Annotated in this window: 24 protein-coding genes and 1 riboswitch; of the genes, 7 read left to right on the top strand and 17 right to left on the bottom strand. The window is 55.9% G+C overall.

Features of this window, described 5'->3' with window-relative positions; all coding sequences use genetic code 11:
- Nucleotides 1-19: 19 nt before the first annotated feature.
- From JYE50_RS00525 to JYE50_RS00495, 7 genes are all read right to left on the bottom strand, one after another.
- Nucleotides 20-910 (bottom strand): carbohydrate ABC transporter permease, encoded by an 891-nt coding sequence (locus tag JYE50_RS00525; RefSeq protein WP_084095940.1) that lies wholly within the window; start codon nucleotides 908-910, stop codon nucleotides 20-22.
- A gap of 17 nt (nucleotides 911-927) precedes the next feature.
- Nucleotides 928-1,869 (bottom strand): ABC transporter permease, encoded by a 942-nt coding sequence (locus tag JYE50_RS00520; protein WP_084095939.1) that lies wholly within the window; start codon nucleotides 1,867-1,869, stop codon nucleotides 928-930.
- Between the two features lie 98 nt (nucleotides 1,870-1,967).
- The gene (locus tag JYE50_RS00515; protein ID WP_084095938.1) at nucleotides 1,968-3,878 is read right to left on the bottom strand and encodes a helix-turn-helix transcriptional regulator; all 1,911 of its coding nucleotides are present in this window, start codon (nucleotides 3,876-3,878) and stop codon (nucleotides 1,968-1,970) included.
- A gap of 52 nt (nucleotides 3,879-3,930) precedes the next feature.
- Nucleotides 3,931-4,725, bottom strand: a complete 795-nt coding sequence (locus tag JYE50_RS00510) for a histidine racemase CntK family protein (protein ID WP_084095937.1) — start codon at nucleotides 4,723-4,725, stop codon at nucleotides 3,931-3,933.
- Nucleotides 4,722-5,486 (bottom strand): amino acid ABC transporter ATP-binding protein, encoded by a 765-nt coding sequence (locus JYE50_RS00505; RefSeq protein WP_084095936.1) that lies wholly within the window; start codon nucleotides 5,484-5,486, stop codon nucleotides 4,722-4,724. Before JYE50_RS00505 ends, JYE50_RS00510 begins: the two co-directional genes overlap by 4 nt.
- Nucleotides 5,487-5,530: 44 nt before the next feature.
- A complete protein-coding gene (locus tag JYE50_RS00500; RefSeq protein ID WP_084095935.1) occupies nucleotides 5,531-6,178 on the bottom strand; it encodes an amino acid ABC transporter permease in 648 nt (215 codons plus the stop codon).
- 78 nt (nucleotides 6,179-6,256) lie between these two features.
- Nucleotides 6,257-7,033, bottom strand: coding sequence for a transporter substrate-binding domain-containing protein (locus JYE50_RS00495; RefSeq protein WP_084095934.1), 777 nt, complete (start codon nucleotides 7,031-7,033; stop codon nucleotides 6,257-6,259).
- Between the two features lie 197 nt (nucleotides 7,034-7,230).
- On the opposite strand from JYE50_RS00495, the gene JYE50_RS00490 reads away from it, so the two are divergent.
- The 4 genes from JYE50_RS00490 (at nucleotide 7,231) to JYE50_RS00475 (ending at nucleotide 12,565) form a co-directional block, all read left to right on the top strand.
- Nucleotides 7,231-8,472 (top strand): BaiN/RdsA family NAD(P)/FAD-dependent oxidoreductase, encoded by a 1,242-nt coding sequence (locus JYE50_RS00490; protein ID WP_084095933.1) that lies wholly within the window; start codon nucleotides 7,231-7,233, stop codon nucleotides 8,470-8,472.
- Nucleotides 8,473-8,511: 39 nt separating this feature from the next.
- Complete coding sequence (locus JYE50_RS00485) at nucleotides 8,512-9,513, top strand: 3'-5' exonuclease (RefSeq protein WP_084095932.1); 1,002 nt, start codon at nucleotides 8,512-8,514, stop codon at nucleotides 9,511-9,513.
- A gap of 95 nt (nucleotides 9,514-9,608) precedes the next feature.
- The gene (locus JYE50_RS00480; protein WP_084095931.1) at nucleotides 9,609-11,255 is read left to right on the top strand and encodes a nucleoside kinase; all 1,647 of its coding nucleotides are present in this window, start codon (nucleotides 9,609-9,611) and stop codon (nucleotides 11,253-11,255) included.
- 80 nt (nucleotides 11,256-11,335) lie between these two features.
- Nucleotides 11,336-12,565, top strand: coding sequence for an endo-1,4-beta-xylanase (locus tag JYE50_RS00475; protein ID WP_179138335.1), 1,230 nt, complete (start codon nucleotides 11,336-11,338; stop codon nucleotides 12,563-12,565).
- 97 nt (nucleotides 12,566-12,662) lie between these two features.
- Here the strand turns inward: JYE50_RS00475 and JYE50_RS00470 are convergent, their stop codons facing one another.
- From JYE50_RS00470 to JYE50_RS00460, 3 genes are all read right to left on the bottom strand, one after another.
- A complete protein-coding gene (locus JYE50_RS00470) occupies nucleotides 12,663-14,405 on the bottom strand; it encodes an Rqc2 family fibronectin-binding protein (protein WP_084095929.1) in 1,743 nt (580 codons plus the stop codon).
- 148 nt (nucleotides 14,406-14,553) lie between these two features.
- Nucleotides 14,554-15,147: an ECF transporter S component gene (locus JYE50_RS00465; RefSeq protein WP_084095928.1), complete on the bottom strand. Its 594-nt coding sequence runs from the start codon at nucleotides 15,145-15,147 to the stop codon at nucleotides 14,554-14,556.
- A 102-nt stretch (nucleotides 15,148-15,249) separates the two neighbouring features.
- A riboswitch (FMN riboswitch) is annotated at nucleotides 15,250-15,370 on the bottom strand.
- A 50-nt stretch (nucleotides 15,371-15,420) separates the two neighbouring features.
- Entirely contained in the window at nucleotides 15,421-16,248 is an 828-nt protein-coding gene (locus JYE50_RS00460; protein ID WP_179138334.1) for an alpha/beta hydrolase, read from the bottom strand.
- Nucleotides 16,249-16,405: 157 nt separating this feature from the next.
- Between JYE50_RS00460 and gpmI the strand changes: the two genes are divergently transcribed.
- The 3 genes from gpmI (at nucleotide 16,406) to JYE50_RS00445 (ending at nucleotide 20,062) form a co-directional block, all read left to right on the top strand.
- Complete coding sequence (gene gpmI, locus JYE50_RS00455) at nucleotides 16,406-17,986, top strand: 2,3-bisphosphoglycerate-independent phosphoglycerate mutase (RefSeq protein ID WP_084095927.1); 1,581 nt, start codon at nucleotides 16,406-16,408, stop codon at nucleotides 17,984-17,986.
- A gap of 102 nt (nucleotides 17,987-18,088) precedes the next feature.
- A complete protein-coding gene (locus JYE50_RS00450) occupies nucleotides 18,089-19,078 on the top strand; it encodes a carbohydrate kinase family protein (protein ID WP_084095926.1) in 990 nt (329 codons plus the stop codon).
- 63 nt (nucleotides 19,079-19,141) lie between these two features.
- Entirely contained in the window at nucleotides 19,142-20,062 is a 921-nt protein-coding gene (locus JYE50_RS00445) for a pseudouridine-5'-phosphate glycosidase (RefSeq protein WP_084095925.1), read from the top strand.
- 58 nt (nucleotides 20,063-20,120) lie between these two features.
- On the opposite strand, the gene JYE50_RS00440 is transcribed toward JYE50_RS00445, so the two are convergent.
- The 7 genes from JYE50_RS00440 to JYE50_RS00410 all read right to left on the bottom strand — a co-directional run bounded on the left by JYE50_RS00440 (nucleotide 20,121) and on the right by JYE50_RS00410 (nucleotide 26,120).
- The gene (locus tag JYE50_RS00440; protein WP_084095924.1) at nucleotides 20,121-20,657 is read right to left on the bottom strand and encodes a 2-oxoacid:ferredoxin oxidoreductase subunit gamma family protein; all 537 of its coding nucleotides are present in this window, start codon (nucleotides 20,655-20,657) and stop codon (nucleotides 20,121-20,123) included.
- Between the two features lie 3 nt (nucleotides 20,658-20,660).
- Entirely contained in the window at nucleotides 20,661-21,398 is a 738-nt protein-coding gene (locus JYE50_RS00435; protein ID WP_084095923.1) for a thiamine pyrophosphate-dependent enzyme, read from the bottom strand.
- 2 nt (nucleotides 21,399-21,400) lie between these two features.
- Nucleotides 21,401-22,477, bottom strand: a complete 1,077-nt coding sequence (locus JYE50_RS00430) for a 3-methyl-2-oxobutanoate dehydrogenase subunit VorB (protein WP_084095922.1) — start codon at nucleotides 22,475-22,477, stop codon at nucleotides 21,401-21,403.
- A 16-nt stretch (nucleotides 22,478-22,493) separates the two neighbouring features.
- Nucleotides 22,494-22,697 (bottom strand): 4Fe-4S dicluster domain-containing protein, encoded by a 204-nt coding sequence (locus JYE50_RS00425; RefSeq protein WP_084095921.1) that lies wholly within the window; start codon nucleotides 22,695-22,697, stop codon nucleotides 22,494-22,496.
- Nucleotides 22,698-22,857: 160 nt separating this feature from the next.
- On the bottom strand, nucleotides 22,858-23,910 hold the full coding sequence (locus tag JYE50_RS00420) for an SGNH/GDSL hydrolase family protein (RefSeq protein WP_084095920.1): 1,053 nt from the start codon (nucleotides 23,908-23,910) through the stop codon (nucleotides 22,858-22,860).
- 90 nt (nucleotides 23,911-24,000) lie between these two features.
- A complete protein-coding gene (gene ccsB, locus JYE50_RS00415; RefSeq protein ID WP_084095919.1) occupies nucleotides 24,001-24,816 on the bottom strand; it encodes a c-type cytochrome biogenesis protein CcsB in 816 nt (271 codons plus the stop codon).
- Nucleotides 24,816-26,120 (bottom strand): cytochrome c biogenesis ResB family protein, encoded by a 1,305-nt coding sequence (locus JYE50_RS00410; RefSeq protein ID WP_179138333.1) that lies wholly within the window; start codon nucleotides 26,118-26,120, stop codon nucleotides 24,816-24,818. The genes ccsB and JYE50_RS00410 overlap by 1 nt, the downstream gene beginning before the upstream one ends.
- Nucleotides 26,121-26,131: the final 11 nt, after the last annotated feature.

Genomic DNA, 26,131 nt, shown 5'->3' with positions numbered 1-26,131 from the left:
CCGGACCGATAAAGGGGGATCACTCCTTCACGGAGCCGATCATGACGCCCTTCACAAAATAGCGCTGTACAAAGGGATAGATGCACAGGATCGGCAGCATGGCCACCACGATGGTGGCATATTTGATTCCTTCCGCCATCACATTTTCCGTACTGCTGGAGTTCTCCACAATTTCATTCAGCAGCACCACCTGGCGCAGGATGATCTGCAGGGGGAATAATTCCCGTTTATCCAGGTAAAGGACCGCCGGGAAATAACTGTTCCAGTGTCCCACAGCATAGAACATTCCGATGGTCATCAGGCTGGCCAGGCTCAGGGGAAGCACAATCCGGAAAAGGATTCCGAAATCCCTGCATCCGTCCAGTTCCGCTGCTTCCACCAGACTTTCCGGAATCTGGCGGAAGAAGGTTCGCATCAGGATCATATTATAGGTACTGACCGCTCCGGGCAGCACCATGGCCCAGATCGTATCCCGAAGTCCAAGCCCTTTCACCACAAGGAAGGTCGGAATCATTCCGCCGCTGAAGAACATGGTAAAAGTACACATCAGGGTGAAAAAGCGGCGACCGGCCATCTTCTTCTGGCTCAGGGACCATGCGCCGAACACTGTCAGGATCAGGTTGATGGCTGTCCCCAGGACAGTATACAGAAGGGTATTGCCGTAGCTCTGCCACAGCAGCGGATATCTGAAAACCTTCTCATAGGCTTTCACATAAGGCCGCACCGGCAGCATGAACACTTCCCCTTTCAGGATTGCCAGTTCATCTGAAAAGGAAGCCGCTGTTACATAAATGACCGGATACAGCATGGCAAAGCTGATCAGCAGCATAAACAGAGTGTTGAAGATCAGGAATGCCCTGCGGCTGGCGGAAACCCGGATGGTTCCGGTGTGTTTGCGTGTCAATTCCATTTCTTCTTCCGCCTCCTTTACCACAGGCTTGTGTCGCTGTAGCGCCGGCTGAGCCAGTTCGCGAAAATGACCAGTCCGAACCCGATCACGCTCTGGAACATGCCTACAGCGGTAGCATAGCTGTATTCGCCCTTTTCGATACCGCGCCGGTAAACAAACGTACCGATTACTTCACTGGTTTCCTGGTTCGTGTTATTTTTCAGCAGCAGGATGGTTTCATAACCCGCATCCAGCACATGTCCCAGCCGCATAATCATCAGCACTACGATTGTGCTGGCAATCCCGGGCAGCGTAATGTGCCACATCTGCCGGAGATAACCGCCGCCGTCCACCCGGCAGGCCTCATACAGTTCCCCGTTAATCCCGCTGATGGCCGCCAGAAAGATAATGGAGTTATAGCCCACATTCTTCCACATGTTCATCATCGTATAGATCGTCCTGAAGGATTCCGGCTGAACCATGAAATACTGCCGTTCACCGCCAAAGGCTGCTATAACGTTGTTGACAATGCCGCTTGAGGGCGACAGAAACTGAACCACCATACTGGCTATGACCACACTGGAGATAAAGTAGGGCATATAGGTAATCGTCTGCACCGCTTTTTTGAAGCGGCGGTTCTGTATTTCATTAATCAGCAGTGCCAGCATAATGGCTGCCGGGAAATTGAACAGCAGGTCATACAGATTGATCAGCAGTGTATTCCGGAGCAGTCTCCATATAAAGATAGAATTGAAAAAGCTTTCAAAGTGTTTGAACCCAACCCATGGACTTTCCAGGATCCCGGTAATCAGGTTTTTGTTTCCCTTCAGCAAATTGTATTTCTCAAAGGAAATAACCAGGCCCAGCATAGGACCGTAACGGAAAATGATATAATAAAGAAGCACAGGCAGAAACATCAGGTACAGGTACCTTCCTGCCCACAATCTCCGCCGCAGCCGTGCTCCGCGGGATTTGTTCATATGTAGTTCACCTCCACGCAAACAAAAGATAGCACAGAAAAAAGTTTCCGTGCTATCCGCGATTCTGTGAAACCGGTTTCAGATTTGCCGAACAGGAATCATCCATTCTGCGAATTCATCGCCTGATTCGCCACCCGGTATTGTCCGGGCGTAACCCCCGTTGCCTTTTTGAACGTGCGAATCAGTGTGTTCTGGTTTGTGATGCCTACTTCTTCCCCGATTTCCCGCAGTGTCAGGTCCGTCGTGGTCAGCAGCCGTTTCGTTTCTTCCATCCGGATGTCCGTCAGGTATTTCAGGAAACTGGTCTCCCCCACCTTCCGGAACACCAGGCCGATGTAGCTGGGCGACATGCCCAGCGTCTCCCCGGCGCTGTCCAGGGAGATTTCATGCATATATTCCTTCCGGATGTATTCCGTCAGTCGTGCGTAATGTTTTTCCTCCCGGCTTTCCTCTCCGCTGCGCAGATCGATCATCGCATCCACCAGCGCCTCCGCCGCCCGTTCCTTCTCCCGGGCGCCGCCCAGGCCGATGGCGCAGGGACAGTCTCCGAACACCTGTTCCCTGCAGGTCAGCAGCCATTTTTCCGCAGGAACGGTAGCTGCCGGCAGCCCGTCCAGGTTGAACAGGATCAGGATCATGCCGTCCGTCCGCCGGGCGCACCAGACTCGCATCAGTCCCAGGTCAGATTCCGCTGCCAGGGTTTCGATCCGGTCCGCTGTGTTTTCGCCATTCCGTGCTTCCAGGCGTTCCAGGTCCCGCAGGGCCGTTTCAACCACCGCAATCCGGATCATCTGATAGGGCAGTTCCACCCCGGCTTTGGCCAGTGTCTCGTCTGCGTCGCCCTTGAGGCGTCCCTCCATCCAGTCATTCAGCAGGCGGTTCTTCAGCAGCCGGTTTACTTCCCGATTGGAAAGCGTCAGCTCATGGTTTTCCGCCGATATCAGGTGAATGGCGTCATCCAGCATCTTGTACTCGTTGCCCCGGCTGTCATCCGGAAGTTCCCGGCACAGCTGACGCACATTGCCCAGCAGCCGTTCCAGCGGTGCGTACAGGCGTCTGGAAGCCAGCACAGCTGCCAGCAGGCCGATTACCATGCAGGAGCCCATAACCGCCATCACCACGTCCCGCAGCTGCAGACTGGGTTTCAGCAGTTCACCGTATGGAATCACCGCCATGCAGTACAGTCCTTCCGCAGCGGTCTCCATACTCACCACACCGTATTCACTGCCGTTGTTCCGTATTCTGTTTTTCGGTTCCTGCATGTAGAGACGGCTGATTTCTCCCTCTTCCCCTGCATCCTCCGGTATTACAGGATTCCCTTCCCGATCTGTCAGCAGCAACGTACCGGAGTCGCTTTCCGGCAGGCACGCGTACAGCCGTTCCGCATTCAGGTGAAAAAAGGCATAGCTTTCTCCCGCCTGTGCGTTCAGCGGCAGGCTGCTGACAAACGCCAGCACCGGTTCTGCGCTCAGGATCCTGTGAATTGTTCCGCTGCCGGCAAAGCGGCTCAGTGCAACTTTTCCCGGTTCGGAACGTTTTGCAATCATCCCCTGCTTTGTAATGCCTTCCGTACGGCTGTAATAGTCCTCCGCCTGATAGCTGCTTTCTCCCGTAATGATAATATCCATGCCTTCCGCATAGATTCCGATATCAGCCATTGTGTTGCTGAAGGCCTTCATCTGCTGCAGCTTTTCAATGATTCCTCGTTTGGTCAGGATATCCTTCGGTGTCTGTTCCGTCAGATGCAGGTATTTCTGCACGCCGTTGTCATTGCTGATCTGCCAGGAAAAAGACCTGATCTGATCAATTTCCCTGTTTACCGAGGCGCAGGCACTGCGCAGCAGGGCCTCCTGCTGCTGCCAGGTATCCCGGATCACCTGGTCTGACATCCGGTCATAGATAATCCAACCCGTCAGCGAAGTAGTCAGAATAGTAAAGAGCAAAAGCAAAACAACCATCTGCAGCTGAACCCTGCGATGGCGTGTTTTGTTTCCCGCTCTTCGTATCATGGTCCTGAACCTTCTGTCTTCTTTTTTGCTGAGAAGAGTATAGCACAACCCCTTACGGGAGCTCAATGACTGTTTCTGTATCCAGTTTAACCTTTCCGGTGATCCTGACCGACAGGAGACTTCCCTCCTGCGCGTCCGCCGTAACGCTGATCACGCCGCCGGGCTGCTTCACCGCCGTGGTCAGCGTCCCGTCCCCGGCAGCAAGAGCTTCCGCCGCACCGACGGCTGCACTGCCGCTGCCGCAGCCGTTTTCCCAGACCAGGCTTCCGCTTCCCCGCACCCATACCAAAGGCCGGAGGAATCCGGTTTCCCGGTTCCACTGCAGCAGGCCCGCCGCCTCATCCGGCAGGCTGGCAGCTGCTTTCTTCAGCAGTTCTTCCGCTTCCTGTCTGCCCATTTCAGGGCCGGTACAGATCAGGTGCGCAATACCGTCCATCCGCACCAGCGTGAAACTCCTCCCGGAGAAACTCTCCTCCCGGATCTCCCGGATTGGCGGCATGGCCACCATACCTTCGTAACCGTCCGCAGTTTTCCGGATGGTACAGAAAACCGGTTCCTCAGTGCCGGACATCTCCAGCAGCAGGGATTTTTCCTCCCCTTCCGCCAGTTCATCCCGAACCAGCCAGGCGGCCGCTGCCATAGCCGCGTTGCCGCAGAACTCCCCGCCCATCAGGCGGACAGCCGCGACAGCGCCGTGGTTCTCCGGTTCTTCCAGATAAGCCACCTGCTCGCATTCCTTCAGCAGTTCCCTGGTAAGGATCTTTTCATCCTCCGGGCTGGTCCTGTCCAGTACAAGGCAGGTAAGATTTCCTGTGGGATTCAGTTTCACATACCGATAGCTTCTCATTTTTCCTGCAGTCTCCTCAGGAACTGGATCGTCCGCTCCTGGGTCGGATTGTCGATCACATCCCGCGGATCTCCCTGTTCCACGATCACACCGCCGTTCATGAACACCACCCAGTCCGACACATCCCGGGCAAAGCTCATCTCATGGGTTACGATGACCATGGTCATTTTCTTCTCTGCCAGTTTCCGAATAACCTTCAGAATTTCTCCCGTCAGTTCCGGATCCAGCGCCGAGGTTGGCTCGTCAAAGAACAGGATTTTCGGATTCATCGCCAGCGCCCGGGCAATGGATACCCGTTGCTGCTGGCCGCCGGACAGCTGGTAGGGATAGGCATCCGCCTTGTCTGAAAGCCCCATCTGCTCCAACAGGGACATTGCTTCCTCCCGGACTTCCTTCTCCTGTCGTTTCTGTACCAGCATAGGTGCTTCCATGACGTTTTTCAACACAGAATAATGCGGAAAAAGATTGAAGTTCTGGAACACAAGGCCAAACATGCCCCGGATCTTCTGCAGCTCCGGCTGCGGAGCGTAAACGGCTTTACCATTCACGTCCTTTGCGGCATAGTTGCCCAGATAGATCAGGTCTCCGCCGTCCATGGTTTCCAGAAGCGTGGCACAGCGCAGCAGCGTGGATTTACCGCTGCCGCTGGGGCCGATAACAGACAGCACCTGGCCTTCCTCCACCGAAACGTTCAGATCCGTCAGCACCTCTGTTGCACCAAACTGCTTCCGGCAGTGATTAATCTCAAGAAGCTTGCTCATATACTCTCCCGATCCATTCTGAATTATGAATTCTGAATTATGAATTACTTATAATAGCTCAGTCTCTTTTCAAACCGTCCCATAACCCAGCCCACAATCGCGTTAAACAGGAAATAGAACACACCCGCGATCACAAAGGGCATAAAGCTGGTCTGGGAATTCGCGATCTGCTTGCCGATGGTGAACATCTCCTGATAGGCCACGGTAAAAGCCATGGATGTATCTTTCACCAGGGTCACGATCTCGTTGGTCACCGAGGGCAGGATCCGTTTGATCACCTGGGGCAGGATGATCCGCATGAAACACTGGAACTTTGTATAGCCCAGCACCTCCGCCGCCTCATACTGTCCCTGGCTCATGGACTCAATGCCGCCGCGGTAGATCTCGGCAAAATAGGCCGCGTAGTTCAGGGAAAAGGCAATCACCACCGGAATCAGTTTATTCCGGGAAACGCTAAGTCCGAACAGGTAGTAGGGTCCGTAGGTTACAGCCAGCAGCTGCAGCATCAGCGGAGTACCCCGCAGGATGGATATATATACTTTTGCAATAGAGGATATGATTTTGTTCTTGCTTATCCGCAGCAGCGACACAATCAGTCCCAGCGGAAGACTGAACAGGAGAGTCAGGAAAAAAATGTAACAGGTTTTTTCCAGGCCTTCTCCCATCTTGGTGATCATGGTTATCAGCGGCATGGTTGATCCCCTTCTCTGTCAGAAAATGAAAGTCCCCGGGAGCGCTGAACACTTCCGGGGAATAAATGCCTGATTTGCTTATTCAGCGTTCTTGAGGAAAATCAGGTTATCCACAATGTTGGGATACTCCGCGGCGATCTCCGCGTATTTTCCGCTGGCGACCAGTTCAGCCACGGCGTCTTCGATCTTCTTGCACAGTTCCGTGTCGTCCTTGCGGAAGCATATGCCGTATTCTTCGAAGCCCAGTTTCTCATCAAGAATCTTCAGTTCAGGATGCTCCGCCACGTACTTCTCTGCCACGGGGAAGTCCACGAACACCGCGTCCGCAGCATTGCCTTCCAGTTCCTTGAAGCACAGGTTGAAGCTGCTCAGGGTGGTCAGTGCGCTGAAGGTGGAAGACAGATCCGTCAGGTCTCCTTCCAGCAGATCCTGGCCGGAGGTGCCCAGCTGAACGGCAACCACCTTGCCCGCCAGATCCGCGGAAGTTTCAATTCCGCTGTCCGCGCGAACCACCAGAACCTGCCAGCTCTCATAGTAGGGAGCGGAAAGTACGTATCCGGCGTCGATCATGGACTGCTTAATAGTCATACCGGACCATACGCAGTCAACATCCTTCGCGTCCAGCATCTGCAGTTTGAAGTCCCAGTCCACCGGGACGGCTTCCCATTCAAGACCGGCCAGTTCGCAGGCAGCCTTGCATACAGCAACATCAAAGCCGGTGTAATCACCGTCATTTCCCATATAGCTGAAGGGATCATATTCAGGGTCGATACCCATTTTAAACGTTTCCGCGGAAGCCAGAGAAACACCGAGGGCCAGGCACAGGGTCAGCACCAGAGCAAGCAGTTTTTTCATGAGTGATATCCTCCTCAGATAATCAGATACGGATCCGCTTTTCGGATCACATCAGTACATTATCACTTTACCGAGCTAAAGTCAAGCTCTTTTTTTCGGTTTTCTTGCATAATTTCTCCTTTTCCCGTATACTTTCACAGGAACAACGGAAAGCGTTTCCGCCGTTTCTGCCGTTTCGATTTGGAGGCTGATCAATCATGGCTGAAATACTGGTCATCGGTGGCGGCGCAGCCGGCATGATGGCTGCTGTTTTTGCCGCCCGCGCAGGCGCAGAAGTGACCCTGCTGGAAAAGAACGAAAAACTCGGAAAGAAAGTCTATATTACAGGCAAAGGCCGCTGCAACCTGACCAACGACTGCGATCTGGACGAATTCCTCGCCCAGGTTCCCCGCAATCCGAGGTTCCTGTACAGCGCGCTGAGTTTTTTTTCGTCCCGGGATATGATGGCCCTGATGGAGGAAAACGGATGTCCTGTCACCGTTCAGCGCGGCCGTCGGGTCTTCCCCTCCTCCGAAAAAGCAAGCGATGTCACCAAAGCCCTCACAGGGCTCCTTCGGAAATGGAATGTCCGAATCCGCCTGAACTGTGATGTCCGCTGCCTGAAAACCGAAAACGGACTGATCACCGGCGCCGAGCTGACAGACGGAACCTTTCTTTCCGCGGACGCGGTCATCCTGGCCTGCGGCGGACTGAGCTACCCCTCCACCGGTTCCACCGGAGACGGTTTCCGTTTTGCCGAAGCCCTCGGACATACCGTCACTCCTCCTTCTCCTGTCCTTGTGGGACTGGAAACAGAGGAAACCTGGCCTCGTTCCCTGCAGGGGCTTAGCCTGAGGAATGTGACCCTGTCCCTGGTTTCCGGGAAAAAAACACTGTATTCGGAACTGGGCGAAATGCTCTTCACCCACTTCGGGATCTCCGGTCCCCTGGTCCTGGAGGCAAGCTGTCACCTGCCCCAGCCCGCCAAGGGAGGCCGGCTGTTCATTGACCTGAAACCCGGACTTACCCGGGAACAGCTGGACGCCCGTCTTCGCCGGGACTTCACAGAAGCCGGAAAAAAGCAGCTGAAAAGCGTCCTGCCCGGCCTGCTGCCCGCCAGCTTTGCCTCGATCTTTTCCGGGCTGTGCGGTATTTCCCCGGATCTGCCCTGCAACCAGATCACTGCCGCCCAGCGGGAGCAGCTGCTTGCGGCGCTCAAGGCCCTTCCCCTGACCATCAAAGCGCCGCGCCCCATCGATGAGGCGGTGGTTACCCGCGGCGGTGTCAGCGTGAAAGAGATTGAGCCCGGCACCATGCGCAGCAAACTGATCCCCAACCTGTATTTCGCCGGCGAAATGATCGACGTCGACGCCCATACCGGCGGGTATAATCTTCAGATTTCCTGGAGCACAGGGGCGTTAGCCGGACAAAGCGCGTCCGCATGTGATCACACTCTGTAATTATGAATTATGAATTGTGAATTATGAATTGAGGAAACTATGACCTACATCATCCTTGACCTGGAATGGAACCAGCCCATCTCCTACCAGAGCCGTACCTATCGTGAGGTGGGCGACAAACTGATTTTTGAAATGATCCAGATCGGTGCCGTAAAGCTCGACACGGACCTGAATCCCGCCGATTCCATTTCCATTCCCATCGCCCCGACCCACTACCTGCGTATCCATCCCAGAATCCGCCGGATGACCGGACTGGACTCGGAAACCCTGGCCGGAGCCCCGGCTTTCCGGGAAGCGCTAGAGCAGTTCGCCGCCTGGTGCGGGGACGATTATACCCTGCTCACCTGGGGAATTGATGACGTCAGCGTCCTGTACCAGAATATTCATTTCTTCCACTGTGAAGATATCCCCCTTCCCTCCCTGTGCGACATCCAGCAGCTTTTCAGCCAGGAGCACAAACTGAAGGACCGTGCCGGCCTGAAAGCCGCCATGGAAATGATGAACATCGAGCCGGATGAAAGCATGGCTTTCCACAACGCGCTGAACGATGCCTGGTATACCGCGCTGGTATTCCGCACCCTGCCGGATCCTTCCGCGGTACTGAATTATGCCCGCCAGCCGAAAGAACTGATCCACGGCCGCCGTTCCGCCCGTGAAAAGACCCCCGGTGAAGTCTTTGTCTCCGTCAGGGAAGCACTTGCGAGTGATTCCGCCATTCATCCCACCTGTCCCCGGTGCGGAAGGGTTCTGGCCCTGGATGGCGAATATATTAAACAGAGTGCCGACAAATATATCGCTGTTGCCAAATGCAAAAGCCACGGCCGGATCCTGATCCGCCTCCGTTTCCGTATTGATGATGACGGCAAGAAGATCATGACCCGCACCACCGCGCCGGCAACTCACGCCAACGTAGCTTATGTCCATACCAAGCAGCTGCAGATGCAGCAGCGCCTGGAGCATTACCTGGCGGAGCACGGTTCCCTTCCCGACCCGGATGAGGAACTGCTGAACGCGGAAGTTTCCAGTATGCCTTTTGATTAAATCTCCATCATTCATAACCCCAACCCTTTGCCCGGCTCATTTGGCACGATAATGGCGCAATAGTCCCCCAAGATTATTGACAGGAGGGTTACCATATGATTATCCGTTCAATGAACAACGAAAAAGAATTCCCGGAAGGCACCACTGTCAAGGCTTGCCTGGAAGCGCTTGGCGCGTTTCCCCGCGGCACCCTGGCAGCCCAGTCCGGCGGCGTGGTCTGCGAGCTCAATGACGTGCTTCGCCAGGACTGTACTCTGACTCCCCTGACGCTGGAAAACGAGGAAGGCCGCCGCATTTACGAGCGTTCCCTGCGCTTTGTGATGCTGCTGGCCCTTCGTCATCTTTATCCTTATCAGCGGGTTCGCATTGAGTATTCCGTGGGCTACGGCGTGTTTGTCCGCCTGCCCGGCATCGAGCTGCACCGCCAGGATATTGTCCGGATCGAGAACGAGATGCGCCGCATCGCGGAACTGGACCTGGTCTTTGAAAAGAAGCGCTGGACCCAGGAAGAAGCCATCCGGTATTTTGAGGAAGAGCAGATGCCGGACAAGGTCAACCTGCTGAAGCATCGTACCGTTCCCTATTTCAATATGTACTGCATCGACGGAATGTGGGAATATTTCTACGGCGCCATGACCGTATCCACCGGCTACGTGAAAGTCTTCACCATGTTTGAGCTCCGGGGCGGTTTCGTCCTGCAGCTTCCTGCCGGAGCGGACTTCGATCACGCCGCGCCTTATGTCTACCGCCCGAAACACCTGGAAATTTTCAATCAGAGTGCTGAATGGTGCGAGATCCTGGGCGTCACCAATGTTTCCGATCTTTCCGGAATGATCGAGCATAAAAAGCTGCGGAACTTCATCCGTGTGAACGAAGCGCTTCATGAAGCCGCCATTCATAAGATCGCCAAAAACATCCATGAGCAGAATAAACACATCGTGCTTGTGGCCGGTCCCTCTTCCAGCGGCAAGACCACCTTTTCCGGACGCCTCGGTGTGCACCTGCAGATGTACGGCCACGCCTGCCGCCGGATCTCCATGGATGACTTCTTTATCAACCGTGATGAGATGCCCCTGCAGGTAGACGGAACCAAGGACTATGATTCCATAGACGCCCTGGATCTGAAGCTGCTCTCCGACACCCTGACCGGGCTGCTGAACGGCGAGGAAGTCTTCATGCCCAACTTCGACTTCGCCTCCGGTACCAAGGATTACATGACGCCTCCCACCTCCCTTGCTCCCGGTGAGATCATCATCATGGAGGGAATCCACGGCCTGAATCCGCAGGTATGCGAGATGCTGCCCGCGGACGAGATCTACAAGATCTTCGCCAGTGCGCTGACCGTCCTGAACCTGGATGACCATAACCGGATCCGAACCACAGACGTCCGCCTGCTGCGCCGGATTGTCCGGGACAACCAGTTCCGCGGCTATCCGCCGGAAACCACGCTGGAGATGTGGCCCCGGGTTCGCAGTGCGGAAGAGAAATACATCTTCACCTATCAGGAGAACGCGGACAGCATGTTCAACACTGCCCTCCAGTATGAACTGCCCATCCTGAAGCTGTTCGCCTATAAACTGCTGATGGATGTGCCGTCCTCTTCCCCCAACTACCTGCTCTCCCGCCGCCTGATCAAGGTACTGAACTACCTGCCGGATGTGGACGAGGAGGTCCTGAATGAGATTCCGCCGCTGTCCCTGCTGCGGGAATTCATCGGCGGCTGCACGATGGAGGAAGTCTGATGACCGCATCATCAGACAACTCTAAACTATTAACTCTTAAATCTAAACTCATCACTTTCCCCCAAAGGAGACTTCCCCTTATGAAACGCTTTCTTTCCCTGCTCCTCGCCCTCCTGATCTGCCTGATTCCCCTCGCTGTTCCGGCCGAGGAAGCCGGCACCGTATCCGATGACTATGATCCTCTCTGGAAACTGGCAGAACCCTACGGCTTTAAGCTGGGCGGTGCTTTCGGTGCCCAGGACATGAACAACAAGACCTTCCTTTCCTTCCTGTCCCGGCATTTCAACTCCCTCACCTGCTGCAACGAAACCAAGGCTTACTCCCTGCTGGACCAGCGGAAATCCCAGAAGGCAGAGGACGGCATGCCCCGCATGAATTACTCCCAGGCGGATTATATGATCTCCTGGGCACAGAAGCAGGGCATCAGCATCCGGGGCCACGTGCTGGTCTGGGATGCCTACATGACCCAGTGGTTCTTCCATGAAGACTATGACGTGACCAAGCCCATTGCGGACCGGGAAACCATGCGTGCCCGCCTGGCCAGCTATATTGACCAGGTTATGACCCACTTTGAGGAAAAGTTCCCCGGCGTTATCTACTGCTGGGATGTGGTCAATGAAGCCATCGGCGATAACGGCGGCGAGTACAAGGCCTCCGATCCGTGCCATATCCGCACAAAGCGCAGCGGTGAAAGCAACTGCTTCCTGGACTATGTCGGACCGGATTACGTTGAATATGCCTTCCTCTGCGCCCGGAACACCCAGGAAAAGCTTGGCGCGGATATCAAGCTCTTCTATAACGACTATAACCTGTTCTTCCCGGACAAGCGCGGCGCTGCCTGTGCGCTGGTCAAGCGCATCCAGTCCTACGCCACCGACGAGGAGGGCAATCCCCGTTCTCTCATCGATGGTATCGGCATGCAGGGATATATGGGCGGCTACGGTACACAGAGCGGCTGCCTGGATCCTTCCATCATCACCAATGTGAAGAAATCCATCCAGACCTACGCGGCCCTCGGTGTGGACGTCCAGCTGACGGAAATGGCTGTCCGCAACTTTGACAAAACCAAAGTCGCGGAACATGATGCCTTCTATTCCAAGCTGTTCAGTGACGTCTTCATGAAGGCCAACACAGAAGAAAGCGCTCCGCTGACCGCTGTGTGTATCTGGGGCCTTGTGGATGCCTATGAGGGCATGAAGGGCAATTATGTCTATAACCTGAACAGCCCCTACGGCTGCCTCCTGACCACGAAGTACAAGATCAAAACCTGCTTCGACGCCATCTACCACACCCTCAAGGGAGACCAGTGAATTCATAATTCACAATTCATAATTCATAATGGATAATTGGATATATCCCGGCAGTAAACCATATATAATTCTGCATTCTGCATTGAAATAAAGAAGATCAGGCTTCTAAAAGCCTGATCTTCTTTATTTCTTCCTCTTCCGGTGTCATATACGCTGTTTTCTGGTGCGTATAGATCACCTTTCCGGGTGCAGCTCCGGAAGGTTTTTTGACGTATTTGCGCAGGGTATAGTCAACCGGCACCAGGGAACTCCGCTGTCCTTTGCTGTACCAGGCAGCCAGCAGGGCGGCCTGCTTCATTGTGGTCAGGGGGATTTCTCCCTCCCGGCAGATGATCACGTGACTTCCCGGCATATCCTTGGCGTGAAGCCAGGTCTCCTCCGGCTTTGCTCCCAGGGTGATCCGGTCATTCTGAGCCGCGTTCTTTCCCACAAGGATCTCAATTCCGTCATCAGACTGATAACGGTACGGCTTGCTGCCCGGCAGCTGGCGCTGCTGGCGGCGGTTGGCTGTTTTTTTCATGTAGCCCGTGCGTACAAGCTCCTGCCGGATTTCCTCCAGTTCGCTTTCCCCGACGCACTTGTCCACGTCCAGCAGCATGCCCTCGAGATAATCCATCTCCTCCAGGGTCTTATCCCGCTGCTGTGCGGCAACTTCCCGGGCCGAGCGGGCCTTCTGGTATTTTTTGAAATACTTCTGGGCGTTCTGGCTCGGCGTCAGTCTGATATCCATCGGCACGGTGATCGTTCCGCCGTCCGGATCGTTCCAGTCCGGCAGCACCGCTTCCGTCATACCCTTCTTCAGCTGGTACAGGTTGGCGTTGATCACCTCCCCCATCCGGCGGTATTCCTCCATCCGTTCCGCGGAGGAAAGCTCTTCCTCCTGGAGCGCCAGCTTCCGCTGGCAGCGGTCCATCTGCCCCTTCAGCATCCGAACCATGGAAGCGCTTTTCTGGTTCAGCCGGTCCCGGGCATCCCGGGTTCCGAAATACACTTCCAGCGCCTCGCTCAGGGTCTTGTACGGCCGCTGACTGTCCGTCCGTCTGGACAGATACGGGAAAGGAAAAACGTCTTCTGTTTCCCCGTTCTCCCCGAAAAGCACCCGCGGATCCGCCATTTGGGGAAGTCTTCCCAGAAAATCTGCCAGCCGTTCACAGGCATCCCGCAGGTTCCCCGGCCATTCCTCGCCGGGCTGCAGTACACGGCATGCCAGTTCCTCCGCCGCAGCGCGGCTGAGTCCGGTCACGGTATCCGCCAGGCTGCGGCTCAGTTTTCCTTCCGGAAGGCTGACCAGCCGGGCGTATAATTCGTCCGCTGTCACCGTCTGCGGATTCAGTTTGTCCTGGGCAGGCGGCGGCAGGTAGGTCATGCCGGGCTGGATCTGCCTCACACGGCTCATTTCCGGATTCACATGACGGGTTGCTTCCAGGATGCGGTCATTCTCATCCAGCAGAAGCAGGTTGGAATGCCGGCCCATGATCTCCAGCACAAGGCGGCGGAGCACATGATCCCCCAGTTCGTTGACCGCGTCCATGTCCACATGAACGATCCGATCCCCCTCCACCTGGCGGACACCTGTGATCCTGGCACCGGCGATCTGCTTGCGCATCAGCATGCACATAGCCGGCGGTTCAAGGGGGTTGGAATAGCTGTTCATGGTCAGGTGGCACCGGGCATTGTTCGGCGAGGCACATAAAAGAAGCCTGTGGTTCGCGCCTCCCGCGCGGATCACCAGCACAACCGTATCACGCTCCGGCTGGGTGATCTTGTCGATCCGTCCGTCCCGGAGGATATCATCCAGTTCCCTGGCGGCAAATCCTACCGTCAGTCCGTCCATCGGCATCGTTTTTTCTTTCCCTTCTCCGTCAGTCCCTGACCGCGTCTTCCGGGCGTCAGGTTATACGGATTATACCATGAACGCCGTGAAAAAGCATGAAAAAAAGAGGGCTGAGAGGGATTTCTCCCAACTCAGCCCTCAAGGAAGAGGCTGTTTAACGGATCTTGCCGTGCAGGATCGGGGACAGGGGCTTGTAGATCAGCCCGGCCACAATGCTCAGCACAACGCCCTTCAGCAGATTGAAGGGGCCGGTGATCAGGAGCAGCAGTTTCCATTCGCTGTCAACGAAGGCCACCTTGGCGAACCGGATGATGCCTTCCATATCCATATGATACGCGCCCATGTAGAAGGGGATCAGCACATACTTGTTCATCAGGATGCCGGCAATGATCATGCACACGGTGCCGACGGCCATACCGATGATCGCGTTCTTACGGGTCTTGTTCCGGTGATAGATCAGCGAAGCCGGAATCACCAGAGCCGCACCCATAATGAAGTCCGCCAGTTCGCCGACGCCGGCGCTGGAGGAATGCAGCAGGCCGATAGCGCTCTTGATGCCCAGGATGATCAGTCCGGGAACAGTTCCCATGGAGAAGGCGCCCAGCAGGACCGGAATGTTGGAAAGGTCCAGCTTATAGAAAGCCACCACAGGAATCTCAAGCAGGAACAGGATGGATGCCGCCGCCGCCAGAATGGCAATGCGGGTCATCACGCCGACAGAAAAACGGGTTTGTGTGGTACTGGTCATGGAAAAGCCCTCCTCAAATAAGCGCGCCCCTCAAAGCAACTTCTCGGTTTGCTTCAAGGGGCGGAGAGCTTTAAAAGCGCGCAGGCGCATATTTAACTCTGTTCCGTTCTTCTCTCATCCAGACTTTACTGTCGGCTCCGGAATCTGACCGGATCGGCTGAGCAGGGCTCAGTTCGCGGGCTTTACCGCCGGTAGGGAATTTCACCCATCCCCGAAGAAGCTTTAAGCGGTACGCAATGTACGGGTACATTATAGGGACTTCTGTCCTGTTCGTCAATCCCCTTCTGTGTCTTCCCTTGCATAAATCAGTTCAATGAACGCCTTGATCTGCTGATCCCAGAATCCCCACTCATGAATGGCATCCGGTTCCTCATAGCTCATCACGTCCCAGCCGTTCTTTCTCAGGTTCGGGACGAACGCCTTGTGCTGGTCGAAAAGGAAATCCTTTGTGCCGCAGCTGACATACAGCCAGGGCTTGTGTGCGGCCTTCGCGTTCTTTTCTGTCAGGTAAAACAGATCGTATTCCGTGCCTTTGATCTGCTTCTGGTCTCCGAACACGCGGTCAATCTCAGTTCCGATGTGCCGCTGGTAGAAGATCGTCTCCAGGTCCACCGCGCCGCTGAAGGAAGCCGCGCCGGCAAAGTGCTCCGGATAGGTCAGGGCCAGCCGCATGGCGCCGTAGCCGCCCATGCTCAGACCGGCCACATAGGTATCCTCCGGCTTGTTGCTCAGCCGGAAAAAGCGGTGCATGGTCCTGGGCAGCTCATCGCTCACATAATCCCAGTATTTCTCCCCGTAAGTCTCATTGCAGTAAAAGCTGTGATTGACTGCCGGCATGATAATAGCCAGGTTGTGATTCGCCGCGTACCGTTCCACAGAGGTTCTGCGCATCCAGATGGAATGATCGTCGCTGTATCCGTGGAGCAGGTAAAGCACCTTCGGCAGCCTTTCATCCCTGGACGCGCCCATTCCGATTCCCTGGTTTGCCTCGGGAAGGATCACATTGACGGTGGACGCGACGTTCAGTGCCGCGGAGAAAAACTGAACCTGTAAAAATGCCATGGGGATTCCCCTTTCCGTTTCGGATCTCTGTTCTTTCATTATACGTTGTTCCTGCCGTTCCCGGCAACACCTTTTCACGAAATCCCGACATTGACTTTTTGACCGGTTTCCTGTATCGTTTATAGGGTTAGACATCTCCCGTTCCGCCCTTGGCGGAAAGGGATTCCAATTATCTTCAACAGGAGGAATATCCGAAATGAAAAAGCCCGTTGTACTGGTCGTCATGGACGGTGTGGGTGAATCATCCGACGCGCTCGGAAACATGGTCATGCAGGCCACCACTCCCACGCTGGATAAACTGAAAGCCAATGATCCCTTCCGGATCATCAAAGCCCACGGAACGGCTGTCGGCCTTCCCTCAGATGATGATATGGGCAACAGTGAAGTCGGCCACAACGCGCTGGGCTGCGGCCAGATCTATTCCCAGGGTGCCAAGCTGGTCAACGAATCCATCGAAAGCGGAAACATCTACGCTTCCGAAACCTGGAAGACCCTGGTTGCCGGTGTGAAAGCTTCCGGCGGAGCCCTTCATTTTATTGGCCTGCTGAGCGACGGTAACGTCCACAGCAATATCGGACACCTGCTCGCCATGCTGAAGGAAGCCAAGGCTGAAGGCGTCAGCAAGGCCCGCGTTCACATCCTGCTGGACGGCCGTGACGTTCCCGCCACCTCCGCCCTGGAATATGTGGATCAGCTGGAAAACACCATCGCCGAGCTGAAGGATGCCTCCTATGACGTCCGCATCGCTTCCGGCGGCGGCCGTATGCAGATCACCATGGACCGCTACCAGGCCAACTGGAGCATGGTTGAAAAGGGATGGAACATCCACGTGCACGGTGAAGGCCGCGCCTTTGCCTCCGCGAAGGAAGCCATCGAAACCTTCCGCGCTGAACAGCCCGGTGTCATCGACCAGGATCTGCCCGGCTTCGTGATCGCTGAAAACGGAACCCCCGTCGGTGCCATGAAGGACGGCGACAGCGTCATCCTCTTCAACTTCCGCGGCGACCGCGCCCTGGAGCTCTCCATGGCCTTTGACGGCGATGCCTCCTTCGACAAGTTTGACCGCGGCGCAGTGCCGAACGTGCTCTACGCCGGCATGCTGGAGTATGACGGAGACCTGCACATTCCGCACAAGTACCTGGTGAATCCGCCCCAAATCCGCAACACACTGACCGAGCTGCTGGTGGAAAACGGCATCAACGAGTACGCCTGCTCCGAAACCCAGAAATACGGTCATGTGACCTACTTCTGGAACGGCAACCGCAGTGAAAAATTCAGCGAAGAGCTGGAAACCTGGCAGGAAGTTCCTTCCGATGTCCGCTCCTTTGATGAATGCCCCTGGATGAAGGGCACCGAGATCACCGACCTGGTGATTGAAGCGATCGAAAGCGGCAAATACGGCTTTATCCGCTGCAATTTCCCCAACGGAGATATGGTCGGCCACACCGGTAACCTGGAAGCCACGGAAATCGCCGTGGAGACCGTGGACCTCTGCCTGACCCGGATCCTCAAAGCCTGCGATGAGCACGGCTGCATCCTGGTGGTAACCGCTGACCACGGCAACAGTGACCAGATGCTCGAAAAGAACAAGAAGGGCGTTGTTTCCGTCCGTACCGCCCACAGTCTGCGTCCCGTTCCCTTCATCATCCATGATGCGGACGAACGGCATGAAATGGACACCGAAAGTCCTTTCGGCCTGGCCAACGTGGCTCCCACAGTGGTGGAGCTGCTGGGGCTGAAGCCTTATGACTGCTGGGAAAAGTCAATGCTGAAATGACATAAAAGGCAGCCGGGCTCATCGCCCGGCTGTCTGTCTGTCATCCCGAACCCTTGGACCTGTTCTGCATCATACACAATCTGTCACCGGGGAGGGAATCCATTGAACCTGTTCACATCCCCTGTTCCGCACAGGGAAAGATCCATCTTTGACCGCACCCTGCTGCGCACCGACAGTCCTGTCTATGTCATCGGTGCGGTGAATATGGATATGTCCGGCACGCCTGCCGGTCCGCTCCGTCCGGGAGATTCCAATCCCGGCCGGGTCATGCTTTCACCGGGCGGTGTCGGCCGTAACATTGCGGAAAACCTTCGCCTGCTGGGCAGGCCGGTTTCCCTGATCACCATTATGGGTGATGATCCTTATGCCAGCGTGATCCGCGAGCACTGCCTGAATGTCGGGATCGACCTGCAGTACAGTTTCATTGAACCCGCCGGCCGGACCTCTGTCTACCTGTGCGTCAATGAACAGAACGGAGACCTGAACGCGGCTGTTTCCGACATGGACATCTGTGACGAACTGACCCCCGCAAAACTGGAGCCTCTCCTGCCGGTTCTGAACCATGGGGCCATGGTTGTCGCAGACGCAAACCTGCCGGAGGAAACCCTTGCGTGGATCGCGAAAAACATTACCGTTCCCATAGCTGCGGATCCGGTTTCCGTTTCCAAAGCATCCAGGCTCAGGCCGCTGCTGTCCCGCCTGACCCTGCTCAAGCCCAACATTCCGGAAGCGGAACTGCTGACCGGCATGACCATCCAGGGTGACCTGAACCTGAGCCGTGCGGCGGATGCGCTGCACCGTCTGGGTGTACGCCGGGTTTATCTGTCTCTGGGAGACCGGGGCGTCTGGGCGGATGACATGCGGGATGGCGGAGCGCTTCTCCCCTGTATTCCGGGAGTCATTGTCAACACCACCGGCTGCGGAGATGCCTTTGTGGCCGCCGCCGCCGATGCCTACCTGACCGGCCTGAATACCATGGAAGGAGCAAGGCGCGCCCTGGCTGCCGCCGCCATCTGTGCCGAGGATTCTTCCGCGGTCAGCCCCCGTCTTTCCCCGGAAGCCATTGACCTGAAACTGAGTTTCCAGATGTGATCACATCAGACATTCCTTCCGCCCTGACACAGCGGAGGGACACGATAAAAAAGGAGTGTCATCATGAATAACCTGAGCAAATACCTTTCCGTCTCCCCTGAGGTGCAGGAAGCCCTGGCCGCCAACAAACCCGTTGTGGCCCTGGAATCCACCATCATCTCCCACGGCATGCCCTATCCCCAGAATGTGGAGACCGCGCTGAACGTGGAAAAGATCATCCGTGAAAACGGTGCTGTGCCCGCCACCATTGCCATTATCCAGGGAAAGATCACTGTCGGCTGCACGCCGGAACAGATCGAATACCTGGGCAAAAAGGGCCTGGCGGTGACCAAGGCCAGCCGCCGCGATCTGCCCGTACTGCTGATGCGCGGTGAGGACGGTGCCACCACCGTAACCACTACCATGATCGGCGCCGCACTGGCAGGCATCCGTGTCTTCGCCACCGGCGGCATCGGCGGTGTCCATCGCGGAGCCGAAACCACCATGGATATCTCTGCCGATCTGGAAGAACTGGCACAGACCCCTGTGATGGTCATCTGTGCCGGTGCCAAGAGCATCCTGGACCTGGGCCTGACTCTGGAATATCTTGAGACCCATGGTGTGCCGGTGATCGGCTACGGAACCGAAGAGCTTCCTGCCTTCTACACCCGCTCTTCCGGTTTCAAAGTGGATTACCGTCTCGACACGCCCAAAGAGATTGCGGAAGCTTTCCGGGTCAAGCTGGAATGCGGCCTGCAGGGCGGTATGCTGGTCACAAACCCGATTCCTGAAGAATATTCCATGGATCCTGACTACATCAACGCCAATATCAATGAAGCCATTGCCGAATGTGAACGTCTCGGCATCCATGGCAAGCAAACGACTCCCTACCTTCTGGACAAGATCCAGAAGCTGACCGGCGGTGATTCCCTGAAGGCGAACATCCAGCTGGTTTACAACAATGCAAGGCTCGGCGCGCAGGTCGCTGCTGCGCTGTGCAAATAAGCGTCAGAACAGAATAACAGCCCGCGGCTGAACGCCGCGGGCTGTTGCTTTACAGGGTTTATTTGACCGCTTCCGCGCCTTTCTCCATCGCCTGCCGGTTGATAGGCAGCAGATGTTCCTTCTTCGGTCCAAAGGTGGCTTTCAGGGCTTCCATGGCGGAATCGATGCTGATCACGCCGGTTTTGGCGATGATCGCACCGAGCATAACCATGTTGGCGGTACGGCTGTTCCCCAGTTGTTCCGCGATACCGTTGCAGTCCACGGGGATCGCGGTGATATCGTCCCGGTCCGGGGTGATATCGATCAGGGAGGAGTTATACAGCATGATGCCGCCCTTTTCCATAGCGGGAGTGAACTTGATCATGCTGGGCTTATTCATGATAACAGCGATCGGGATTTCCGTCACCAGCGGGGAACCGATGGGTTCATCGGAAATAACCACAGCGCAGTTGGCTTCGCCGCCGCGCATCTCCGGGCCGTAGGACGGCATCCAGGAGACGTTCATCCCTTCATGCATGGCAGCCTTGGCAAGCAGCTGGCCGATCAGCAGCACGCCCTGTCCGCCGAATCCGGCAATGAGGAATTGAGCTTCCATGGATCACTCAACCTCCTTTTTCACACCCAGCGGATACTGGGGAATCATGTTGCTTTCCACCCACTTAAGCGCTTCCTGGGGAGTCATGCCCCAGTTGGTGGGGCAGGCGGACAGCACTTCAACCAGCGAGAAGCCCTTGCCGGCAATCTGCATTTCGAAAGCCTTTTTGATGGCCTTCTTCGCTTCCATGATGTGCTTCACGTCGTGCACGGACACCCGGGAAATATAAGCCGGTCCGTCCAGGGTTGCCAGCATTTCGCTGACCCGGATGGGATAGCCGCACAGTTTGGGATCCCGGCCGTAGGGAGAGGTGGTGGTCACCTGTCCGGGCAGGGTCGTGGGAGCCATCTGGCCGCCGGTCATGCCGTAAATGGCGTTGTTCACAAAGATAACCGTGATGTTCTCACCGCGGGTCGCCGCATGGGTGATCTCCGCCGCGCCGATGGAGGCCAGGTCGCCGTCGCCCTGGTAGGTGAAAACGATATTGTTCGGATTCACCCGCTTGCAGCCGGTCGCCACCGCCGGAGCACGGCCGTGGGCAGCTTCCATCATGTCACAGTTGAAATAGTCATAGGCAAACACGGCGCAGCCAACCGGCGCGATACCGATGGTCTTTCCCTGGATGCCCAGTTCGTCAATGGCTTCCGCCACCAGGCGGTGAATAATGCCGTGTGTGCAGCCGGGGCAGTAATGCAGCGGCTTGTCTGTCAGCAGCTTTGTTTTTTCATATACAACAGCCATGCTCATTTGCCCCCTTTCGCAAGTTCTTCCACCTGGGTGATGATCTCCCGGACCGTCGGCACAATACCGCCGGTGCGGCCAAAGAAGTGTACGGGCTTTTTGCCGTCCACAGCCAGCTTCACGTCGTCCACCATCTGGCCCATGCTCATTTCCACGGTCAGGAAAGCCTTCGCGTGCTCAGCAGCCTTCGCGATGGGAGCCGCCGGGAAGGGCCACAGGGTGATGGGACGGATCAGGCCGGCCTTGATGCCTTCTTCGCGCAGCTTGCGCATGGCGCTGCGGGCAATACGGGCAGTGGTGCCGTAGGCTACGATCACATAGTCCGCGTCCTCGGTCATTTCTTCCTGCCAGCGGCATTCCTGCTCTTCCATCACAGCGTACTTGGCGTACAGCTTGTTCACATGCTTTTCCAGCACAGCGGGATCGATGTACAGGGAATTGATGATCGCCCGTTCGCGGCCGCAGTCGGGAGTCCAGCCGGTGGCTGCCCAGGTCTTTGCGGGCAGGTCGGTCCGTTCCTTGCGTTCCGGCATTTCCACAGGCTCCATCATCTGGCCGATCAGACCGTCACCCATGATCAGCACAGGGTTCCGGTACTTGTCAGCCAGGTCAAAAGCTTCCTGGGTCAGCTCTACCGCTTCCTGTACGGAAGAGGGTGCCAGCACCAGCATGCGGTAATCGCCGTGTCCGCCGCCGCGGGTGGACTGATAGTAGTCGCTCTGGGCAGGCTGGATGGATCCCAGTCCGGGGCCTCCGCGCACCATGTTCACGATAACGCAGGGCAGTTCCGCGCCGACGATATAGCTGATGCCTTCCTGCTTCAGGGAGATTCCCGGGCTGGAGGAGGATGTCATAACCCTCGCGCCGGCACCGGCAGCGCCGTATACCATATTGATGGCGGCAACTTCACTTTCCGCCTGCAGGAAACAGCCGCCTTCCATCTTGGGCAGCCGCTTGGACATGTATTCCGGGATCTGGTTCTGGGGGGTAATGGGATAGCCGAAGAAGAAGCGGCATCCTGCCTGGATCGCGGCTTCGGCGATGGCTTCATTCCCCTTCATGAGCATTTTTTCACCCATGGACTCGCTTCCTCCTTTATTTTTCTACCTTGATTACGGCATCCGGGCACATCCGTGCGCAGAACGCGCAGCCGATGCAGGCTCCCTGGTCCGTAATTCCGATGGGATGATAACCTTTGGTGTTGATCTCCTTGCTCAGGGCAAGCAGATGCTTGGGACAGACATCGGCGCAGAGGCCGCAGCCCTTGCAGGTCTCACGGTCGATGGTCAGTTTGGCCATGACTTCCGCCTCCTTAAAAATGATTAAGCCTATTATAGGTTTCTGACTGTTGAGAGTCAACGAAGGTACAGGAAAAATACCGAACAGCATTCCGAAACCGGAATGCTGAAAGAGAAACGTTTTCCGGTGGATTCTTCCATTAATTCTGAATTCTGAATTCTTAATTCTGAATTTGTTTCAGGAACTCTCCCAGCAGCTTCCCTGCCCTCCGGTTGTATTCCGCGTTCGGATGCCACCGGGCTCCCATATCTTCCGGGCCGTAGTCCGGGAGTACAAAGGAGCAGACATCCTTCATACCCTCAGCCTGCACCTGTTTCACAGCCTCTGCGGCCAGTTCCGGATGGCAGTCCGTGCCTGGCAGGATCCACACAATCTTCGCCCCGGGGTTGTATTTCCGCGCCTTCCGGATCATGTCCGCCGCGCCGCGTATGACCGTCTCCCGATCCTTCTCAAAGGACTGCTTCTCGTTCATTCCGTTGTTGTCGTTTGTCAGCAGGCGGATGCAGACAATATCCGGCTGCCAGGAACTGAAATCCCACAGTTTCCGGCATCCCCGCGCTTCCGCATCCGGCCCGTGCAGTACACCCACGGTGTATTCATAAGCCTCATACAGATTATTGGCTTCCGTGTGCTGCCAGTCCCAGCAGACACCCCAGCCGCTCTGGGAAAGGATGCTCCGCTCCGCGTTCAGTGCCTCGCAGGCATACCAGGAATAGTTCCCACGGGCGGTGAACCAGGGGGTCACCCATTCCATGTTGTCCCTGGCAGCCAGTGCGCCTTCCCCGCTGGTCAGGCTGTCGCCGATAAACTCGATTTTCAGATCCCGCTTCGGCAGTTCCGTCAGTTCCCCGTCAATCCTCAGGCTGTGAAGCAGCACCGTGGATGCGGGACTGTCCGGCATGCACTGGGTTTCTTTCATCAGGGTCACAGTCCGCTCCTGTTCCGCTTCCAGGCCCAGCAGCAGCGGGTACATGCGGATTCCCGGTTCCACAGGGAAACGGGTAACCGGTTGTCCGTCCGCCAGTACAATCATCCACATAATAGGTGCCGCAGCCGGCGCCTCAAGCTTTGCCCAGGCGTCCGTTCCCCTGAACCGGAACTCTATGCCGCTTCCGGTCCAGTCCATGGCTAAAGGATCCTGTGCGGGATCCATCCTGCCCATCAGGCGAATACCCGGCGTGGACGCTGTGATCTTCATGTTCACAAAACTCATAAGAAGCCCTCACTTTTCCAGATATGTAAAACAGCCCTGTTCTCTCTCTCGCGCGGCGGATTCATTATGCATTATCCATTGTTTATTGACTTACGCATAACTGTGAATTCCCGGCAGGAATGTATTCACACCGATATAGGTAAAGATGACGCAGATAAATCCAATCACGGCAAACCAGGCAGCTGTCTTCCCCTTCCAGCCCCTGCGCAGCCGCAGATGCAGGTACACCGCGTAAATGATCCAGGTTACCAGCGACCAGGTCTCCTTTGGATCCCAGGACCAGTAGCTGCCCCAGGCCTGTTCAGCCCAGATAGCACCAGTCAGGATGGTCAGGGACAGGAACAGCATGCCGAGGCATACGCTTCTGTAGCTGATCAGGTCCACCTTCTCAGGCTTCGGAATATGCTGCCCCCAGAAACTGTCTTCCTTCATTTTCCCGCGGAACAGGAATATCAGGGACAGGACAAACGCCACGCCAAATGCTCCGTAGCCAATAATCGCAGTGGATACATGAAAAGCCAGCCAACTGGAACGCAGGGAAGGCATCAGATCCCTTACCTCCCTGCTTTGCATGGCAGCATAACCGATCATCAGCAGGATCAGAGGAGAGGAAAAAGCACCCAGTACCGGAAAATGGTACTTCCGGATAAAGATCAGGCTCACCAGGCATAATGCCCAGGCAAAGCTGGTCGCAAACTCATACTGGTTTGTCATCGGCCAGCGTCCCGCGCCGATTCCCCTGAGAACAAGAGCCGCCGTATGAAGCACAAGCAATCCTGCCTGCAGGAAGAACGCTGCGGAAGCCAGTTTTTCCTTTTTCAGTGCCACAAAAACAAAATTCAGGATTGTCAGCACAAAGTATCCAATAACCACGATCGTAAACAGCGTGTTTTCTGCCTGCAGCATCAATCAATTCCTCCCCTGTCTGTGTCTTCAGTAATAAATCCCGCCGCGGAGGCTGCTTTGCTGAACTCTTCCCGGAACAGCGCCCCGCCTTTCCTGTTCGTTCCGTAAATATGCCAGCCTGTTTCCTCCCTGACCGCCCACACAGCGCGGGGCTGCATCCAGAAAGCCAAAATAAGTCCGGCCAGAGTGATCAGGCCTCCCAGCAGCACCAGGAAGGTAAACCGGTCCCGTTTGACTGCCAGAAGCGTATAATTCCGGGGATTATCAAAACGCACCGTATACTCATCGATAGTCACTTCTTCCCCGGGCATCAGGACATTCATGCCAAGAAGTTCTCCCCTGTAATAGATCCTGTACAGATATGCCGGATTGTTCAGTTCTTCTGAAGCGGTCATCGGGCTCATTCCCGCCATCTGAACATAATCCGGATAGAAGGCCTGGAGGTAAACCACCAGTTCCTGCTTGTCCTTCACCGGAATGTATTCACCGGCACACAGGGAATCCTCCTGAAGCACTTCACCGTTCTTCAGTACCGTCACATCAGCGCCCCAGCCAACTGAATTCTGGAAGAATTTATAACCGAAGAGACCGGCCGGAGCGTTCACGCTGGCGGATCCGCTTTCAACCGTATGTGCTTCCGGATCCGCGACAGTCAGCATCGCTGTATACTGCTGAACCGTTCCGTTTTCTGTCCGTTCTGTCCGGAAATCGTCCACCCGCACCGTGAGACCTGTGTTATCCAGCGGTTTTGTCTGTCCCGGAAGTGCGTATACCGTATAGTTTTCCGCGGTCATCTGACCCAGGGCAAATCCGAGGATCAGCAGCAGGATCCCCAGGTGGCAGATCCATGCGCCCCAGAATCCGGCCTTGTTCCCGGCAGAAAAGAGCAGTTCCCGGCCGGTACCGGTTTCCCTGTTCACCGGTTTTCTCATCCGCAGTGTGGTAAACACCTGGTGCGGATCTCCTGTTCCCTTCGCTTCGGCGTTCGCTTTGGCAGCTGTCATCTTTTCCGGATCTCCGAATGCCTTGATCCTCTTCAGCAGCGAAGGCAGCCGGATCAGGTTGCAGCACAGGAGATTCAGGCACAGAAAGGCGCTCAACCCGATAAACCACCAGCTGTGAAAAGCGTCATCCAGCCGCAGTCCCAGGATCCATCCGGCAATCCGTTCACCGTATTGTGCGGCATACTGTTCCCAGGTTGCTCCCTGCGGGATTGTCGAGCTCAGTGCGCACGCTCCGGCAAGCAAAACAAGCAGCGTGATCGCAAAAGGCATGGAAGAGAGAAACTTCCCGATTCTTTTCATTTTAAACGATC

Origin of the sequence: Aristaeella lactis (assembly GCF_018118585.1) — a bacterium.
Lineage (GTDB): Bacteria > Bacillota > Clostridia > Christensenellales > Aristaeellaceae > Aristaeella > Aristaeella lactis.
This window is presented reverse-complemented; position numbering and strand designations above follow the sequence as displayed.